We start from the raw sequence: 18115 nt of genomic DNA, 5'->3' as shown, positions 1-18115 counted from the left end.
GTGGGGCGGCAGCCGACGCGCCGCCGCCCCACGCATCCTCTCTGGAGTTGAACATGTCTCTCGCCACTCGTCCGCGCCGTACGGCGCTCCCTCCGGAAGAACCGTCGATCCCACAGCGCAGCGGTGGCACCGGCGGATACTGGCTCTACCTCCTCCCCGGCTTCGCGCTGCTGCTGATCATCGTGATCGTGCCGCTCGTCTGGAATCTCCTCCTCACCTTCACGAAGTGGAAGGGCGTGCGCACCCCCGAGTTCATCGGGCTCGGGAACTGGCAGAAGATCCTCACCGACAGCGACTTCTGGACGTCGTTCACGAACTCCGTCTGGATGATCCTGGCGATGGTCGTGGTGCCCACGATCGTCGGACTCATCGTCGCCGCGCTGCTGTTCGACGTCGTCGGTCGCAAGTTCGGCGGCAAGGTCGGCGCCTTCCTGCGCGCGACGTACTACCTGCCGCAGATCCTGCCGATCGCCGTCGCGGGCATCGTGATCGGGTGGATCGTTCGCCCCGGCGGGGACGGCGCGCTCAATCAGATCCTCGGCGCGTTCGGCATCCCGGCCTACGACTGGCTGGGGCAGATGCCGTCCGCGCTGATCGTGCTGATGCTCGTCATGGTGTGGGTGCAGCTGGGCTATCCGGTCGTCGTCTTCATGGCGGCGCTCCAGCGTGTCGACCCCGAGCTCTACGAAGCGGCCGAACTCGACGGCGCCAACTGGCTCCAGCGCTTCACCGCCATCACGATGAGCATCATCCGTCCCGAGATCTTCGTGGTCACCCTCACCTGCACGATCGCCGCGCTCAAGGTGTTCGGCCCGGTCTACATCATCACCCGCGGCGGCCCCGCCGGCGCCACCCTGGTGCCCGCGTACTACGCCTACCAGGAGTTCTTCACCAAGCGGAACGTCGGCTACGGCGCGACCATCGCCACCGTGCTCACGATCGTCGTGGTCATCGTGTCGATCATCTTCATCCGCGTACAGAACTCCCTCGAACGCAAGGAAAGGGCGGGTCTGTGATGCACGCCACCACCGCCATCGTGACCGGAAAGCCGGTCAAGGCACGCCCCCGCGGAGGCATGACCAAGAAGCGTCCCGTCGACTGGCTGCTCCTCGCGCTCGTGGTCGTCGGTGCGCTCCTGGTGATCGCCCCCTTCTACCTCGTGCTCGTGAACTCCTTCAAGTCGCCCGTCGATTATGCGACCTCCGGGCCGCTCGCCTTCCCCGAGACGCTCGACTTCGGCGGCATCATCAAGTTCTGGGAACGCGTCAACTTCCCCGAGAAGGTCTGGAACTCGATCTTCATCTCCGGCATCGTCGCCGTGCTCGCGGTCGTCATCTCGATGCTCAACGCGTTCGCGATCGGCATCGGACGCGTCCGCGGTCGCTCGTGGATCGTGTTGCTGTTCCTGCTCGCCAACCTGCTGCCGCAGGAGGCCCTGCTCTACCCGCTGTACTACATGTTCAAATCCGTCGGGCTCTACGACAACGTGTGGGCGGTGATCATCGTTTTCACGGTGATCCAGGCGGCCTTCGGCACCTATCTGCTCTCCTCCGTGTACGGCACGTTCCCCAAGGAGATCCTGGAGGCTGCGTCGCTGGACGGTGCGAGCCGCTGGCAGATCCTCTGGCGCGTGATCTTCCCGATCAGCCGCCCGACGCTGTCGGTGCTGCTCATCTTCTTCTTCATCTGGACGTGGAACGAGTTCCTGATCCCGCTGACCTTCCTCGCCTCGAACGCGAATCAGACGGTTCCCGTCGCGATCAGCGTGTTGCAGGGCGACCGGCTCATGGACGTCACGACCACCAGCGCGTCCGCGCTGCTGGGCATCATCCCCACGCTCATCTTCTTCCTCATCTTCCAGCGCACGCTCACGCGTGGCATCACGGCAGGAGCAGTCAAGTAATGAAGTTCACCGACGGGTTCTGGCAGCTGCGTCCCGGCGTCACGGCGTTGTACGCGCAGGAGGCCTACGACATCGCCCAGACCTCCGACACCCCGGACGGCCCCGGCATCGTCATCACCGCCCCGACTCTGGCGATCGCCAAACGCGGAGACGTGCTCAACCGCCCCGTGCTGACGACCACGCTCTCCTCCCCTGCCGAAGGTGTCATCCGCGTGCGCATCGCCCATCACACCGGCGGGCATTGGCACGGCGGGTTCGGGCTGCCCGGCGCAGGTTCCGCCGCGGCATCCGTGTCGGTCTCCTCGGGCGGCGGCGTGCTCGACGCCGGCAGCCTCGTGGCGAAGGTCTCCCCCGGGGCACCGTGGGATCTCTCCTTCGAGGTCGACGGGCTACGGGTCACCGGCAGCGGCAGCAAGGCGCAGGGCTACGTGCAGCTCGCCGCGGATGCGCAGGTGGATGCGGGAATCGTGAGCAACGCACGGCAGGGCGGCGGCACTCCCGCCGCATCCACGTTCGTGCATGAGCAGCTCGACCTCGGCGTCGGCGAACTGATCTACGGCCTCGGCGAGCGCTTCGGCCCCCTGGTCAAGAACGGCCAGTCGGTCGAGGTGTGGAACGCCGACGGCGGCACCTCCTCGGAACAGGCGTACAAGAACGTGCCCTTCCACCTGTCGAACCGCGGCTACGGCGTGCTGGTGAACGATTCGGGGCACGTCTCGTACGAGATCGGCTCCGAGGCCGTCGAGCGCGTGCAGTTCTCGGTGTCGGGTGAGCAGCTCGAGTACTTCGTGATCGCCGGGCCCACCCCGAAGGACGTGCTCGGCCGTTACACCGCGCTCACCGGGCGCCCGCCGGCGGTGCCGGCCTGGTCGTACGGACTGTGGTTGTCGACGAGTTTCACGACCGACTACGACGAGCAGACCGTGAACTCCTTCATCGATGAGATGGCGGCGCGCGAGTTGCCGGTGTCGGTGTTCCACTTCGACTGCTTCTGGATGCGCGAGTTCAACTGGTGCGATTTCGAGTGGGATCCGCGGGTCTTCCCCGATCCCGACGGGATGCTGTCGCGTCTGCACGAGAAGGATCTGCGGGTCTGCGTCTGGATCAACCCGTACATCGCGCAGCGCTCCCCGCTGTTCCGGGAGGCCGCGGATCAGGGCTTCCTCGTGCGTCGTGCCGACGGCTCGGTGTGGCAGTGGGACCTGTGGCAGGCGGGCATGGGCCTGGTCGACTTCACCAACCCGGAGGCGATCGCCTGGTACCAGAGCCATCTGCGGCGCCTCGTCGCGCAGGGCGTGGACTGCTTCAAGACGGACTTCGGCGAGCGCATCCCCACCGATGTCGTCTGGGCCGACGGCGCGGATCCCGAGCGCATGCACAACCGCTACACCGACCTGTACAACCGCGCGGTGTTCGATGTGCTCACGGATGCCCGCGGAGAGGGCGAGGCTGTGCTGTTCGCACGATCGGCCACCGCCGGCGGACAGTGCATGCCGGTGCACTGGGGCGGCGACTCGACCTCGACGTACACGTCGATGGCGGAGACTCTGCGCGGCGGGCTCTCGCTCGCCCTGAGCGGCTTCGCGTTCTGGAGCCACGACATCGGCGGCTTCGAGGGCACACCCGATGCGGGAGTGTTCAAGCGCTGGACCGCCTTCGGGTTGCTCGGCTCGCACTCGAGGTTCCACGGCTCGAGCTCGTACCGCGTGCCGTGGGCCTTCGACGATGAGGCCGTCGACGTCACCCGGCGTTTCACGCATCTGAAGATGCGACTGATGCCGTACCTCTACCAGCACGGGCTCGACGCGACGCGCACGGGCGTTCCGCTGATGCGGCCGATGGCGTTGGAGTTCCCCGACGACCCCGCGGCCGGGTATCTGGATCGGCAGTACATGCTCGGCTCCAGCCTTCTGGTGGCGCCGGTGTTCTCGGCCGACGGCACGGTGGAGTTCTACCTCCCCTCCGGCGAATGGACCTCGCTGCTGACCGGCGAGCGCGTGACCGGGGGCGGGTGGCGGCGCGAGACCCACGGCTTCGACTCGCTCCCGCTCTACGTGCGCCCCGGCGCGGTTCTGCCCTGGGGCGCCCGTGTGGACGGACCGGAGTACGACTACCATGACGGACTGGAGCTGCGCGTCTTCGCGGGCGGCACGGGTACCGCCTCGGTGACCGTGACCGATCCGTCCGGCCGCGCCGAGATCTACACCGTCGACCTGGAGGAGATCACCGGATGACCACCCCGCTCACCCCGCGCGACGACTACCGCGGCTCCGGCCTCGTGTTCCCCGAGGGCTTCACGTTCGGCTCCGCGACCGCGTCGTACCAGATCGAGGGCGCGGCGACCGAAGACGGGCGCACGCCGTCGATCTGGGACACCTTCAGCCGCACGCCGGGCAAGGTCTGGAACAGCGACACGGGCGATGTGGCGTGCGACCACTACCACCGCGTCGACGAGGACCTCGATCTGATGGCGGACCTCGGGCTGCAGGCCTATCGCTTCTCGATCGCCTGGCCCCGCATCGTGCCCACCGCCTCGGGCGAGGTCAACCGGGCCGGCATCGACTTCTACTCGCGCCTGGTCGACGGGCTGCTCGAACGGGACATCCGCCCGGTCGCGACGCTGTACCACTGGGACCTGCCCCAGTACCTCGAGGATGCCGGGGGCTGGACGTCGCGCGCCACCACCGACGCCTTCGAGCGGTACGCCGAGATCATGGGCACGGCGCTGGGCGACCGCGTGCACACCTGGACGACGCTCAACGAGCCCTGGTGCTCGGCCTACCTCGGCTACGGCCAGGGTGGCCATGCTCCTGGGCGGCACGAACCGGCATCCGCGCTGTCAGCCGTGCACCATCTGAACCTCGCGCACGGTCGTGCGGTGCAGGCACTGCGCGCGACCTCGGCAGGCGATCCCGACTACTCCGTGACGCTGAACTTCCACGTGCTGCGCGGGCAGGGCGAGGGTTCGGCGGAGGCCGTGCGACGCATCGATGCCCTCGCGAACCGCGCATTCACGGGTCCCATGCTGCGCGGCGAGTATCCGGCCGACCTCCTCGCCGACACCGCGGAGGTCACCGACTGGGGATTCGTGGAGGACGGCGACCTCGCGACGATCCATCAGCCGATCGACGTGCTGGGCGTGAACTACTACTCCACCGCGACCGTCCGACTGTGGGACGGCGTTTCGGCGCAGCAGCAGAATGACGGGCACAAGGGCACAACCGGCGGCACCGCCTGGCCGGGGAGCGACCGGGTCGTGGAGTTCGTCGAGCAGCCGGGGCCGTACACGGCGATGGGCTGGAACATCGCGCCGGAGGGTCTGGAGGAGCTCCTGATCTCTCTGTCGGAGCAGTTCCCGATGCAGCCGCTCATGGTCACCGAGAACGGTGCCGCGTTCGATGACGAGGTCGCGGAGGACGGCTCGGTTCCGGATCCGGAACGCACGGACTATCTCCGGCGACACTTCACCGCGGCGCACCGGGCGCTCGAACAGGGCGTCGACCTGCGCGGCTACTTCGTGTGGTCGCTGCTGGACAACTTCGAGTGGGGCTACGGCTACGCCAAGCGCTTCGGCATCGTGCGCGTCGACTTCGACACCCTCGAGCGCACCGTGAAGGGCTCCGGGCACTGGTACCGGAACCTCGTGCGGACGCGGACCGTGGAGGGCTAGCGCGGATCCTCCGGCCGCTTGCGCCCGCGCGTCGTCCACGCGGTGAAGGCGGAAGCGGCTGCGCCCGCGGCACGGTCGAGCGCTTCGGCCGAACGTGCGAGTGCATCCTGCGCGGCATCCTGCCATGCGGCCCCGGCGGGGAGCTCTCCCGCCTTCACGCGCGCAGCGTGTTCGGCGACATCGAGGGCTCGCGCGAGCTGGGCCACCGCGTCGCGGTAGGCGGAGAAGTCTGCCGGAGACGGGTGGTCACCCGCCTCGCGCCGACGGTCGGTCGCCTGCCCGGCCGCCCGCAGATAGGCGGCGGTCGCCGGCTGCTTCACGTCGGTCATCGCGGGGTAGGAGATCTGACGCGCGGGGTCGGTCTCGTACTGCATCCACCGCACCACGATCGCATCGTGCTGCTCGCGCAGTCGATCCAGCGGGCGCGGAGCGGATGCCGGGGGGATCGCGGCGCGGGCTGCCTGAAGCCGCGCCTGGCGGGCGCGCACGTCCGCCGCGGCGACCTTCGCGTCGCGCTCGCCCTCGCGCAGCATCCGCTTCGCGCTGGCGAGCTGATCGGGAGTCGCCCGGCCCGCGGCACGCTCAGCCGAGGCATGCGCCACGTCGGCCCGTGCGACCTTCACCGCGACGCGTTTCTCGACGACCACGGTCTGCGCGATCTTCAGGTCATGACGGGCCGCGTCGACCGCGAGCCGACGCCCACTCGATCGTGCGCGGCGGCGTACCCCGAACGCTCCTGCCGCGATTCCTCCGGCCGCGACGGGCGCGATCCACCACCACTCGCCGACGAGCAACCAGGGATCCATGCTTCGATGCTACCCAGCCCATCGCGTCGTCGGCACGGACAGAGACCGCTCCGGTCGCGATATGGCAGCTCAACCGATGGTTTCTGCTGACATATCGCGACCGGAGCGGTGCGAGTGCGAGTGCGAGTGCGAGCTAGACGAGCGTCTCCTGCCACGCCGCGTGCAACTGTGCGAACTTGCCCGTGCCGCCGATCAGAGTGGCGGGCGTGTCATCTTCGATGATGCGACCGTGCTCCATCACCAGCACCCGATCGGCGATCGCCACCGTCGACAGCCGGTGCGCGATGATGATCGCGGTGCGGTCGGCCAGCAGCGTCTGCAGCGCGTCCTGGATCAGACGCTCCGAGGGGATGTCGAGCGATGCCGTCGCCTCGTCGAGGATCAGGACCGCGGGGTCGGCGAGGAACGCCCGAGCGAACGAGATCAGCTGACGCTGTCCCGCCGACACACGGCCGCCGCGCTTGTTGACGTCGCTGTTGTACCCGTCCGGCAGGGCGGAGATGAACCCGTCAGCGCCCACCGCTCGTGCCGCCGCGCGGATCTCGTCGAGCGTCGCATCCGGCTTGCCGAGGGCGATGTTGTCGGCGACCGTGCCGCTGAACAGATAGGCCTCCTGCGTGACCATGACGATCGCGCGACGGAGATCCTTCGGGTGCAGCGAGCGCAGATCGATGCCGTCCAGCTTCACGCTGCCGAGAGTCGGGTCGTAGAAGCGCGAGATCAGCTTCGCCAGCGTCGACTTGCCTGCACCGGTCGTGCCGACCAGTGCGATGGTCTGCCCCGCCGGGATGTCGAGCGAGAAATTCGGCAGGATCGTCTTCTCGCCGGTGTACCCGAAGGTCACCTCGTCGAACTCGATGTGCCCGCGCGACTCCCACAGGTCGACCGGCTTCTCGGGGTCCGGAACAGTGGGGACCTCTTCGAGCACGCCCGACACCTTCTCCAGCGCGGCGGTCGCCGACTGGTAGGAGTTCAGGAACATCGCGATCTCCTGCATGGGCGCGAAGAAGTTGCGCACGTACAGCACGGCCGACAGCAGCACACCCACGGTGAGCGCCCCGGTCGACACGCGGATGCCGCCCCACAGCACCACGGCGCCGAGCACGACGGCGGCCACGCTCATCAGCCCCGGCTCGAAGGTGCCGAACAGCAGCATCGAGCGACGGTTCACGTCGCGGTAGTCGCCGGCGATCTTCTGGAACGAGACGTCGTTGCGCGGCTCCTTGCGGAACGCCTTGACGGCACGGATGCCGGTCATCGTCTCGACGAACTGCACGATCACCTGGGCGCTGATCACGCGCGACTCGCGGTACACGAGCTGCGAACGCGAGTAGAACCAGCGCATCAGGAAGAACAGCGGCACCCCGCCGAGCGCGAGGATCACGCCTGACTGCCAGTCCCACACCATCAACGCGATGAACGTGAACAGCCCGAAGAGCACGCCGGACACCAGCTCGTTGAGCCCCCCGTCGAGAAGCTCCTTGATCGAGTCGAGGTCGCTCGTCTGGCGCGAGATGATGCGGCCCGAGGTGTACGACTCGTGGAACTCCAGGCTCAGCTTCTGCGTGTGCAGGAAGATGCGCTTGCGGAGGTCCAGCAGCACCGCCTGCGTCAGACGAGCCGCGATCATCACGTACCACGCGATCAGCGCCGCCGCCATGATGCCGGCGAACAGGTAGATGCCACCGATCATGAACGTCGGCATCCAGTCGGAGTGCTCGAGCACGGCGGGCAGCGCGCGGTCCAGCCCGATGCTGATGAGGATGGGGCCGGCCACCTGCAGGGCGGTCGACACCACCAGCACGACGGCGGCCAGCACGATCTGCGGGCGCAACGGCACGACGAGCGACCCGAGCAGCCGGAGGGATCGACGACGGATCGCCTTGCTCTCCTCGCGGGTGTACTCGGAACGGTCCTCGTTCTGGGTTCCGGTGATGGCGGAGCTCATCGCTGCACCTCCTGCACGGTGATCTTGTCGGTATCGGGGCGGTTCGACTCGAGGTCGTCACCGGTGTCGTCATCGGTGTCGCCATCCGTGTCGCGGATGACCGGGATCGCCCCGGTGCGCGCGGCTTCCTCGGCCTCGAGGCTCGAGATCACATGACGGTAGTGCTGGCTCGACCTGAGCAGCTCGGCATGGGTACCGACGGCGGTGATGCGTCCCGCTTCGAGCAGGGCCACACGGTCGGCGAGTGCGACCGTGGACGGTCGGTGCGCGACGATCATGGCGGTGGTGTCTGCCAGGACTCGGCGCAGCGCCGCTTCGACGAGGGCCTCGGTATCGACATCGAGCGCCGACAGAGGGTCGTCGAGGACGAGCACCTTGGGCTTCGCCGCCACGGCACGGGCCAGCGCCAGACGCTGACGTTGTCCGCCCGAGAGGCTGAGTCCCTCTTCACCGATGACCGTCTCGACGCCGTCGGGCAGCGCGTCGACGAACGACGCCTGCGCCACATCGAGCGCCTCGCGCAGTTCGCGCTCTGCCTGCTCGCTGTGAACGTCGAGCTCGGCACGTCCGAGCAGCACGTTCTCCCGCACGGTCGCCGAGAACAGGGTCGCGTCTTCGAAGGCCATCGCGATGTGCTGACGCAGTTCCGCGAGCGGGAGGTCGCGCACGTCGACCCCGTCGAGCGTGACGCGGCCGCCGGTGACGTCGTACAGACGCGTCGGAAGGGTCGTGAGCGTGGTCTTGCCGCTGCCGGTCAGACCGACGAGTGCCATGGTCTCCCCCGGCCGCAGGACGAGATCGATGCCGTCGAGCAGATCGCGCTCGTCGGTCCCCGCGTCCTGGTAGCGGAAGTGGGCGCCCTCGAAGGCGAGCTCACCGCGCGGCTCAGCGATGTGCACGGGGTTCTCCGGGTCGGTGATCGAGTTCGTCTCCGAGAAGATGTCGAAGACACGGTCGGTCGCCGTGCGGGCGTCGAGCATGAACGAGAAGAGGAAGCCGATCGACTCGATCGGCCAGCGCAACACCACGGCCATCGCGAAGAACGCGAACAGCTGTGCCTCGTCGATCTGACCCTGGGAGATCAACCAGATGCCGCTCATCAGGCTGAGCCCGAAGGCGATCTGCGGCATGAGGTCGAGCCAGAACCAGATCGAGGCGATCGCGCTGGCCTTGCTCATCTCGGTCTCACGCAGCGTCTCGGCCTGGCGGCTGAAGCGGCTGAGCGCGTGCTTCCCGCGCCCGAACGCCTTGAGCACGCGGATGCCGTGCACGCTCTCCTCCACGCTCGTGGCGAGGTCGCCGGCCTGGTCCTGGCTACGGCGGGTGAGCGCGCCGTAGCGCTTCTCGAAGAGGTACCCGCGGATCCACAGCGGGAGCGCGGTGACCAGGAAGATCGCACCGAGCAGCCAGTGCCAGCGGAAGAGCAGGACCGATCCGATGACGATCGTGAGGAGGTTCACCACGAGCAGCACCAGACCGAACGCCAACCAGCGGCGGATGAGTCCGATGTCCTGCATCATGCGGCTCAGCAGCTGGCCGGACTGCCAGCGGTCGTGGAACGACACCGGCAGGGTCTGCAGGCGCGAGTAGAGGTCGGTACGCATGCGGTACTCGACCTCGGTCGCGGGGTTGAGGACGAACTGGCGGCGGAGCCAGACCATGAGCGCCTCACCGAACGCGAGCACGAGCACGGCGACGGCGCCCCAGGCGATCGCTCCGATCTCGCCCGACTGGACGGGACCGCGGATGACCTGCTCGAGCACGATCGGGATCATCAACGCGATGATCGCGGCGACGAGCGCACTGGCAGCGCCACCGGCGAGACGCCAGATGACGGGACGGACGAAGGGCTTGAGTCGCCACAGCGCGGCCGGAGTGGACAGCGAGGACGACGGGGACTGATTCTGCGAGGAAGGCGAGGAAGACATGTCTCTCAGATGAGGTTCGTACGGAAAGCGGTTTCAGAAGAAGGGCGGAGGCAAGAGGGGACTCTCGGAGTCCTGCATCCGATGCAGCGGGGGCGCGGTGTTCGGCGCGGGTGCGGCTCTAATCGAGCGAGCGCACCGGGGCCGAGCTGAGATCTGCGATCTGCGTGACCAGGATGGCGGTCATGGTGTCCTCCTCAGGGGCTCGGCGGTGTCGTCCGGTTGGTGCGACAGCCCACCAGCCTATTGCTGTGAACCAGCTGAACGCAAGAGTCATTCCCGATTCGTGGACGCCGCCCCTCACGCACGCCGCAGGGCGGCGACCGGAAGACCGATCGCCGCCCCGTTCTCGTCACTCACGCCGTGCGGGATTCCCGAGCCAACAAGCGCTGCTTGACGTCGACTCCCCAGGCGAACCCGCCCAACGTGCCGTCGGTACGCAGCACCCGGTGACAGGGCACGAACAGCGCCGGGGCATTGCGGGCGCAGATGGATGCCGCCGCCCGCACTGCGCGCGGGTTGTCGAGCCGAGCCGCGAAGCCCGTGTACGTCACGGGCTCCCCCGGTTCGATCGCTCGCAGCATCGACCACCCGGCGAGTTGCAGCGCCGTGCCGGACTGCTTCACGGCCACGGCGTCGATCGCGGTGAGGTCGCCCGCGTAGTAGGCCAGGGCGGCGGCGGCGGCATCCGTCTCCGCCTCCCGCACCGTGAGCGGACGCGCTGCGGCGGGCAGTCGGTCGAGGATCGCCTCGACGTTGTCGGTCCATCCCGAGGAGAGCACCCGCTGGTGGTCGTCCGCGAGGATGGTGAAGGCGCCGTCCGGGGTGTCGAACGTCTGGATGAGGGCGGTCATGAGGTCTCCTTCGAGGTCGTAGCGGTGCGTGCGTCGACGGGCACGGCGGGTGCCGCCCGTCGGGTGCCGGAAGTGCGCACGGGCGCAGAGCGCCAGAGGTGCGCGCTGAGATAGCTGCGCCAGGGCGCGGTGCGCTCGGCCCAGGCGGTGAGAGGTCGGGGTTCGCCCGGGAGGCCGGCCGCGGCTGCCCCCGCCCGCAGGGCGACATCGCCAGGCAACAGCACGTCGGGGTCACCGAGCACGCGCATGCGCACGTAGTCGGCGGTCCAGGGGCCGATCCCCGGCATCGCCAGCAGTGCCTCTCGCTGCCGGACCCCATCGTCGCCGACGGTGAGGGTGAGCGAGCCGTCGGCCAACGCCGCTGCCGCGCCGGTGATCGCACGGATGCGCGCAGCGGGGCCGCGCAGCACCTCGGCGCCGCGCTCGGCGATCGCCGCCATGGTCGGGAACAGGATGCCGTTCTCGACACGCTCCCCCAGCGCTTCGGCCAGCGCGGTGAGCGCCGTACGTGCGGCCACGACCGTGATCTGCTGGCCCACCATCGCGCGGATCAGCATCTCGTGGGGGTCGGCGGACCCGGGAACACGGATCCCGGGCGTGCGCTCCACGAGCGGAGCGAGTTCGGGATGTGCGGAGAGCGCGTGGTCGATCGCGAGCGGGTCGGCGTCGAGGTCGAAGATGCGGCGCGCGGTCGACACCAGCGGCGCGAGATCACCCAGCCGGGCGACCCGGGCTCGGAGGTGCAACCGTTGCTTCTCGTCTTGACTGACCTCGAACCAGGCCGGCCCGCCGGACATGCGCAGATGGCGCGAGAACGACGTCTCTGTCGCCTCCTCCACGCCGGGCAGTGCACGAGCCGACATCCACGCGAAGATGCCGCTCGCATCGAAAGGCCCCCGATACGGCAGCACGAGATCGATCGCGCCAGGAACCGCCGACGCCGACATGCGGCGACGGGCACGGAGCTCGCCGGGCGTGAGACCGAACACCTCACGGATCGTGTCATTGCACTGTCGGATGCTCGCGAACCCCGCGGAGAAGGCGACGTCGGAGACAGGCATGTCCGTCCCGACGAGCAACATGCGAGCCGTGTGCGCTCGGTGTGCCCTGGCGAGCGCGAGGGGGCCTGCGCCGAGTTCGGCGGTGAGCAGTCGCGTGAGGTGGCGGTCCGAATAGCCCAGCCGCGCCGCGAGCCCTGGCACTCCCTCGCGCTCGACGACCCCGGCGGAGATCAACCGCATGGCACGCGCCGCCGTATCACCGCGGATGTCCCACGCCGGCGACCCCGGCGCCGCCTCGGGGAGGCAGCGTTTGCACGCCCGGTAACCCGCCTCATGCGCGGCGGCGCTGGTCGGATAGAACGTCACGTTCTGCGGCTTGGGCGTGCGCGCGGGGCAGCTCGGACGGCAGTAGATGCCGGTCGTGCGGACGGCCGTGACGAACTGGCCGTCGAAGCGGGTGTCCCGCGCACTGATGGCACGGTACCGCTCGTCGAAGTCGATCACGGGGAAGCTCATGGCTCAACTCTGCCACGCACCCCCGACATCCACTGGCGGAAATCGGACACGACTGTGCCCGCCCTCGCCCTCTCGCCGCCCCCTCGGCGCCGAGGCCCCCTCCTGACGCCGAGACCCCCGCCTGCAGTCGTGTGCAGACGGGGGTCTCGGTGATGAGCGGGGGTCTCGGCGCTGCCGGAGGCCGCGACTCAGTGGAAGAAGTGGCGCTCCCCGGTGAAGAACATCGTCACACCGGCCTTGCGGGCGGCATCGACGACCTCGGCATCGCGCACCGATCCACCGGGCTGCACGATCGCCGTGACGCCGGCGTCGATCAGCACCTGGGCGCCGTCGGCGAACGGGAAGAACGCGTCGGATGCCGCGAACGACCCGGCGGCGCGATCACCGGCGCGCTCGACCGCGAGGCGGCACGAGTCGACGCGGTTGACCTGGCCCATGCCGACGCCGACCGTGGCGTTGTCCTTCGCGAGCACGATCGCGTTCGACTTGACCGCGCGGCATGCCTTCCACGCGAAGATGAGGTTCTCCATCTCGGCCGTCGCTCGGCTGCTCGCCCGAGACGAGCTCCCAGTTCTTGGCGACCGACACGATGTCGTCGGGGAAGCGGTCGGCATCCTGCAGCAGCAGTCCGCCGGAGACCAGACGCACGTCCATGCGCTCCTGCTGCCAGTCCTCGGGCAGCTGCAGCAGACGCAGGTTCTTCTTCGCCTTGAAGACCTCGAGGGCCGCGGGCTCGAACGAGGGAGCAACGATGACCTCGGTGAAGATGTCCTTGAGGTTCTCGGCCATCTTCAGCGTGACGGTGCCGTTGGCTGCGATCACTCCCCCGTAGGCCGAGACCGGGTCACACTCGTGCGCGCGGATGTGAGCGCTGGCGATCGGGTCGAGCGCGTTCGGTGCCGTGGTGGCGATGCCGCACGGGTTCGCGTGCTTGATGATCGCCACGGCCGGCTTGACCATGTCATACGCGGCCCGGAGCGCGGCATCCGCATCGACGTAGTTGTTGTACGACATCTCCTTGCCCTGGAGCTGCGTGGCCTGGGCGATGCCGTGACCACCGGAGCGCGTGTAGATCGCGCCGCGCTGGTGCGAGTTCTCGCCGTAGCGCAGCGTGGCCAGGCGCTCCGCCTGGATCGTGAGGTGCGCAGGCAGGTCGCCGTCGGCGTTCAGCGTGCCCTCGGCGAACCAGGAGGCGACGGCCGTGTCATACGCGGCCGTGTGTGCGAAGGCACGGGCCGCGAGTTCACGGCGCTGAGACAGCGTCGTTCCGCCGTCCACGATCGCGCTGACGATGGCGGGGTAGGACTGCGGCGAGACGACGATGGCGACGTTCGCGTGGTTCTTCGCGGCGGCACGCACCATCGCGGGGCCGCCGATGTCGATCTGCTCGACCACGTCATCGCCGAGCGCGCCGGAGGCGACGGTCTCGACGAACGGGTAGAGGTTCACGACGACGAGGTCGAAGGGGCTGATCTCGAGCTCAGCGAGCTGCCGCTCGTGGTCCTCGAGTCGGAGGTCGGCGAGCAGGCCGCCGTGGATCTTGGGGTGGAGCGTCTTCACGCGCCCGTCGAGCATCTCGGCGACACCGGTGACAGCGGCCACATCGGTGACTGCGAAGCCGGCCTCACGGATGGTCGATGCCGTCGAACCGGTCGAGACGATCTCGGCTCCGACCTCGGCGAGCGCGGCCGCCAGCGTCAGCAGATCGGTCTTGTCGCTCACCGAGACGAGCGCGCGCCGGATCGGCACCGTGTCGCGTTCGCGGTACATCGAGGGGTCGTGGCGGGGGCCGGCCATGATGGGCTCCTTCGTGCGTGAGGACGTGCGTCGGTGGGAGGGGGAAGTCAGGATGCGGCGGTCAGCGACAGCTCGCCGGTGGCGATGCCGCGCACGACGTCGATCAGCAGCCGGCGTTCGACCGGCTTGATGCGTTCGTGCAGGCTGTGTTCGGTGTCACCCGGGAGGATCGACACGCGCTCCTGCGCCAGGATGGGGCCGGTGTCGACGCCGTCATCGACCACGATCACGCTCGCACCGGTCTGCGTGCCGCCCGCCGCCAACGCGTCGCGCACGCCGTGCGCTCCGGGGAACTCGGGCAGGAACGCGGGGTGCGTGTTGATCAGGCGCGGGGCGAACTCGGCGACGAGCGAGGGCGGGAGCAGGCGCATGAGTCCGCTCAACACGACCAGGTCGGGCGTCCAGACCCGCAACTGGCGGGCGAGCTCCTCGCCCCAGGCCTCGCGGCTCTCGTGCTCGTGCCAGGGGACCGTGAAGCTCGGGATGCCGAACTCCTCGGCGTGCGCCAGACCTTCCGCCTCGCGATCAGCGCCGACCACGACGACTCGCGCCGGGAAGTCGGGATGACGAGCAGCCTCGAGGAGGGCGCGAAGATTCGAGCCGGTGCCCGAGATGAGAACGGCGACCGTGAACACGCGCCCAGTCTACCGGGGCGCGTGAGCCCCTCCCGTCCCGAAGACGACGTCGCCGACGGGGATCGCGCGATCAGGTGCGGAGATCGGGCCTGTGGTCGCCGGGCACGCCGAAACGACCGAGGTCGTCGAGCGGCGCTGTGTCGTCCGGCGAGGCGTTCTGCCCCTCCGGGATCCACGGCGCGGCCGGCGCCGACGCCGATTCACTCGACCGGGAGTCTCCCATCTCCGCTGCCCAGCGGTCGGTGCGTTCCTCCGCGAGCTCGTCACGATGGCGCGGAGAGAGCAGAAGGATCGCCGCTCCGATGACCACCTCGCCGCCCAGCGCGAGAGCGAACGGTACGGGAGCCGGTCCGATCTCGATCAACCGCCCCGGGCCGATCGAGCCGTGCGCGAGAGCACCGGCGATCGCGGCGACTCCTGCGGTCACGACTCCGATGCCGAACGCGATCGTCGCGCGAGGCAGCAGCGCGAGAGGGGTCCCCTCCCACACCAGACGCGAGCGTACGGCCCATCCGGCGACCGCTCCGGCCGCGATCGGCACGAGCACGACGATGAGCATCCAGATCGAACTGTTCTCGGGCAACAGGCCCAGGATCGGGATGCCGGGAACGACGCCGAGCTGTGTGCCGGCGGGTGACACGGCGGTGCCGACGCCGACGGCGAACCCCGGGCCGGCCAACCACGACGCCGCCCACACGAGCAGCGTCGGCAGATAGGCGAACTGCGCAAGGGCCATCACGGTCGCGCCGAGCGCATCCACGCGCGCGGACTGGAACAGCGCGACGACCTCACCCCCGCGCAGGAGGGTCATGAGAGCGACGGTGAGCGCCGCAGCCGCCGTGACTCCGACCACCGCGAAGACGGTGCCACGCACGATGGCCGCGGGAACAGGTGCCCAGTCGCTCCAGCTGTCGACGATGTCGTGAACGCGGTCGACGATGCCGCCGTCGCCGTCCTCCCACGCGATCCGCACCGCCCCGCACAGCGCTCCCACGAGGTAGACCGCAGCTGGCGCGATGATCGCGAGCGGCAAGGAGGTCTGCGCCGCGTCGAGCCGAGAGGACAGCGCGACTCCGGCTGAGATCGCGGCGAACACCGACACCCCGGAGAGGACGCCCGACAGCCAGGCGCCCGCTCTGGCGGCCCGGGCTCCCGAGCGGGCGGCGAACAGCAGCGTGAACAGGAGGAATGCGAGAGGAGGGACCGAGACGATGAAACTCGCTGCGGCGGGCGGGATCGCGAGGGCGACCAGCAGCTCGGCGGGGATGGTGACATCGATCCCGACGCCGTGCCCGAACTGCCACAGCGTACCCGTCAGCGGCCAGAGCGCTCCCCAGTCCGCCGTGGCACCGAAGGCGACGGTCCACAACAGGGTGAGCGGGGCGAGCAGCACGGCGAGGCCCACGGCGGCCGAGATGGCGGCGTCGAAGGCGGCGAGGAGCACGACGAGGAGGCGTTGCATAGCGATTCGAGACTACGACGAGAATCCCGCCGCCTCCTGTGGGCGCGCGCGGGTGCGGGCGACACGATATCGTCTCCAGCGGAGGTTCCCCCGATGACAACTGCCCCGTCCCCCGCTCCTGCGACCACCGAACCCAAGAACGCGCTCGATCGCTTCTTCGAGATCAGCAAACGCGGATCCACTGTCGGCACCGAGATCCGAGGTGGCCTGGTCACGTTCGTGACGATGGCCTACATCGTGATCCTGAACCCGATCATCCTCACCGGTGCCGCCGATGTGGATGGCACGACGCTGAACTTCAGCGCCGTCGGAGCCGCGACCGCGCTCACCGCCGGCGTCATGACGATCCTGTTCGGCCTCGTGACGCGACTGCCGTTCGGCTTCGCGGCCGGGCTCGGGATCAACGCCTTCGTCGCCTTCTCGGTCGTCGGGCAGGTCACCTGGGCCGAAGCCATGGCGCTGGTGATGATCAACGGCATCGTGATCGTGCTGCTCGCCGCGACCGGCCTGCGCAAGCTGATCTTCGACGCCGTCCCCTTCCAGCTCAAGATCGCGATCACGGTCGGTATCGGCTTCTTCATCGCGTTCATCGGCTTCGTGAACTCGGGCTTCGTCACGGCGACCGGCGCCGCGTCGCCGCCCGTCGGCCTCGGCATCGGAGGATCGATCGCCACCGTGCCGACCGTGCTGTTCGTCGCGACGCTCGTGCTCACCGGCATCCTCGTGGCCCGCAAGGTCAAGGGCGGCCTCCTCATCGGTCTGGTCTCCGGCACCGTGCTGGCCGTCATCGTCGAGGCGATCTGGCACCTCGGACCGCAGGTCGCCGCAGACGGCCAGGGCAACCCCGGCGGGTGGAGCCTCACGGTTCCCGCCCTCACCGGCTCGCCCGTCAGCCTGCCCGATCTGAGCCTGATCGGCGCGGTCGACTTCGGCTTCGACTTCAACAAGGTCAGCCTCGTCGCCCTCGTGATGATCGTCTTCACCCTCGTCTTCTCGAACTTCTTCGACGCCATGGGCACCATGACCGGACTCGCGAAGGAGGCGGGACTCGCCGATGAGAAGGGCGACTTCCCCCGCATCAAGTCGGCTCTGATCGTCGAGGGCGTCGGCGCGATCGCCGGTGGCGCCACGTCGTCGTCGTCGAGCACGGTGTTCATCGAGTCCGGCGCCGGCATCGGCGAAGGCGCGCGCACCGGACTCGCCAACGTGGTCACCGGTGGCATCTTCCTCGTCGCGATGTTCCTCACCCCGCTCACCTCGATCGTCCCGACCGAGATCGCCGCCGCCGCGCTGATCATCGTGGGCGCGATGATGATGGCGCAGATCAAGTACATCGACCTCGGCGACTTCGCCGTGCTGCTCCCGGTCTTCCTCACGGTGACCGTGATGCCGCTGACGTACTCGATCGCGAACGGCATCGGCGCGGGCTTCGTGAGCTGGGTGCTCGTGCAGTCGCTGTCGGGCAAGGCGAAGAAGATCAGTCCCCTGCTGTGGGCGGTCGCCGCCGGATTCGTGCTGTTCTTCGCACGCGGACCGATCGAGGCCCTCTTCGGCGTCGCGATCTGACACGCAGTCGTACGAGAGGGGCGGGTGCTGCG

12 protein-coding genes and 1 pseudogene are annotated in these 18115 nt (G+C 68.8%); 5 read left to right on the top strand and 8 right to left on the bottom strand.

Annotation, left to right across the window (positions count from 1 at the left end; all coding sequences use genetic code 11):
- Positions 1-53: 53 nt before the first annotated feature.
- From P0Y60_06485 to P0Y60_06470, 4 genes are read left to right on the top strand one after another with little or no spacing between them, the layout of a single operon-like run.
- Positions 54-1016 carry a sugar ABC transporter permease gene (locus tag P0Y60_06485; GenBank protein ID WEK62393.1) on the top strand — a complete coding sequence of 321 codons (963 nt, stop codon included), beginning with the start codon at positions 54-56 and terminating at the stop codon, positions 1014-1016.
- Positions 1016-1903, top strand: coding sequence for a carbohydrate ABC transporter permease (locus P0Y60_06480; GenBank protein ID WEK62392.1), 888 nt, complete (start codon positions 1016-1018; stop codon positions 1901-1903). The genes P0Y60_06485 and P0Y60_06480 overlap by 1 nt, the downstream gene beginning before the upstream one ends.
- Entirely contained in the window at positions 1903-4137 is a 2235-nt protein-coding gene (yicI, locus tag P0Y60_06475) for an alpha-xylosidase (GenBank protein ID WEK62391.1), read from the top strand. The genes P0Y60_06480 and yicI overlap by 1 nt, the downstream gene beginning before the upstream one ends.
- A complete protein-coding gene (locus tag P0Y60_06470; protein ID WEK62390.1) occupies positions 4134-5573 on the top strand; it encodes a GH1 family beta-glucosidase in 1440 nt (479 codons plus the stop codon). The genes yicI and P0Y60_06470 overlap by 4 nt, the downstream gene beginning before the upstream one ends.
- Here P0Y60_06470 and P0Y60_06465 read toward each other — a convergent pair.
- The 8 genes and pseudogenes from P0Y60_06465 to P0Y60_06430 all read right to left on the bottom strand — a co-directional run bounded on the left by P0Y60_06465 (position 5570) and on the right by P0Y60_06430 (position 16517).
- The gene (locus tag P0Y60_06465) at positions 5570-6379 is read right to left on the bottom strand and encodes a hypothetical protein (protein WEK62389.1); all 810 of its coding nucleotides are present in this window, start codon (positions 6377-6379) and stop codon (positions 5570-5572) included. The two genes, P0Y60_06470 and P0Y60_06465, sit on opposite strands and share 4 nt — an antisense overlap.
- Before the next feature lie 133 nt (positions 6380-6512).
- Positions 6513-8327 (bottom strand): ABC transporter ATP-binding protein, encoded by a 1815-nt coding sequence (locus P0Y60_06460; protein WEK62388.1) that lies wholly within the window; start codon positions 8325-8327, stop codon positions 6513-6515.
- A complete protein-coding gene (locus P0Y60_06455; GenBank protein ID WEK62387.1) occupies positions 8324-10255 on the bottom strand; it encodes an ABC transporter ATP-binding protein in 1932 nt (643 codons plus the stop codon). Before P0Y60_06455 ends, P0Y60_06460 begins: the two co-directional genes overlap by 4 nt.
- Positions 10256-10608: 353 nt before the next feature.
- Positions 10609-11106, bottom strand: coding sequence for a methylated-DNA--[protein]-cysteine S-methyltransferase (locus tag P0Y60_06450; protein WEK62386.1), 498 nt, complete (start codon positions 11104-11106; stop codon positions 10609-10611).
- A complete protein-coding gene (locus P0Y60_06445; GenBank protein ID WEK62385.1) occupies positions 11103-12623 on the bottom strand; it encodes an Ada metal-binding domain-containing protein in 1521 nt (506 codons plus the stop codon). Before P0Y60_06445 ends, P0Y60_06450 begins: the two co-directional genes overlap by 4 nt.
- Before the next feature lie 188 nt (positions 12624-12811).
- A pseudogene (purH, locus tag P0Y60_06440) lies at positions 12812-14420 on the bottom strand (bifunctional phosphoribosylaminoimidazolecarboxamide formyltransferase/IMP cyclohydrolase).
- A 47-nt stretch (positions 14421-14467) separates the two neighbouring features.
- A complete protein-coding gene (gene purN / locus P0Y60_06435) occupies positions 14468-15055 on the bottom strand; it encodes a phosphoribosylglycinamide formyltransferase (protein WEK62384.1) in 588 nt (195 codons plus the stop codon).
- Positions 15056-15125: 70 nt separating this feature from the next.
- Entirely contained in the window at positions 15126-16517 is a 1392-nt protein-coding gene (locus P0Y60_06430; protein WEK62383.1) for a DUF6350 family protein, read from the bottom strand.
- Positions 16518-16610: 93 nt separating this feature from the next.
- Here P0Y60_06430 and P0Y60_06425 point away from each other — a divergent pair, with 93 nt between their 5' ends.
- Positions 16611-18083, top strand: a complete 1473-nt coding sequence (locus P0Y60_06425; protein ID WEK62382.1) for an NCS2 family permease — start codon at positions 16611-16613, stop codon at positions 18081-18083.
- Positions 18084-18115 lie beyond the last annotated feature (32 nt).

The sequence above is a fragment of the Candidatus Microbacterium colombiense genome, from assembly GCA_029203165.1.
GTDB lineage: Bacteria > Actinomycetota > Actinomycetes > Actinomycetales > Microbacteriaceae > Microbacterium > Microbacterium colombiense.
Note: the sequence above shows the minus strand (reverse complement) of the source record. Positions and strands in the feature narration are given on the sequence as shown.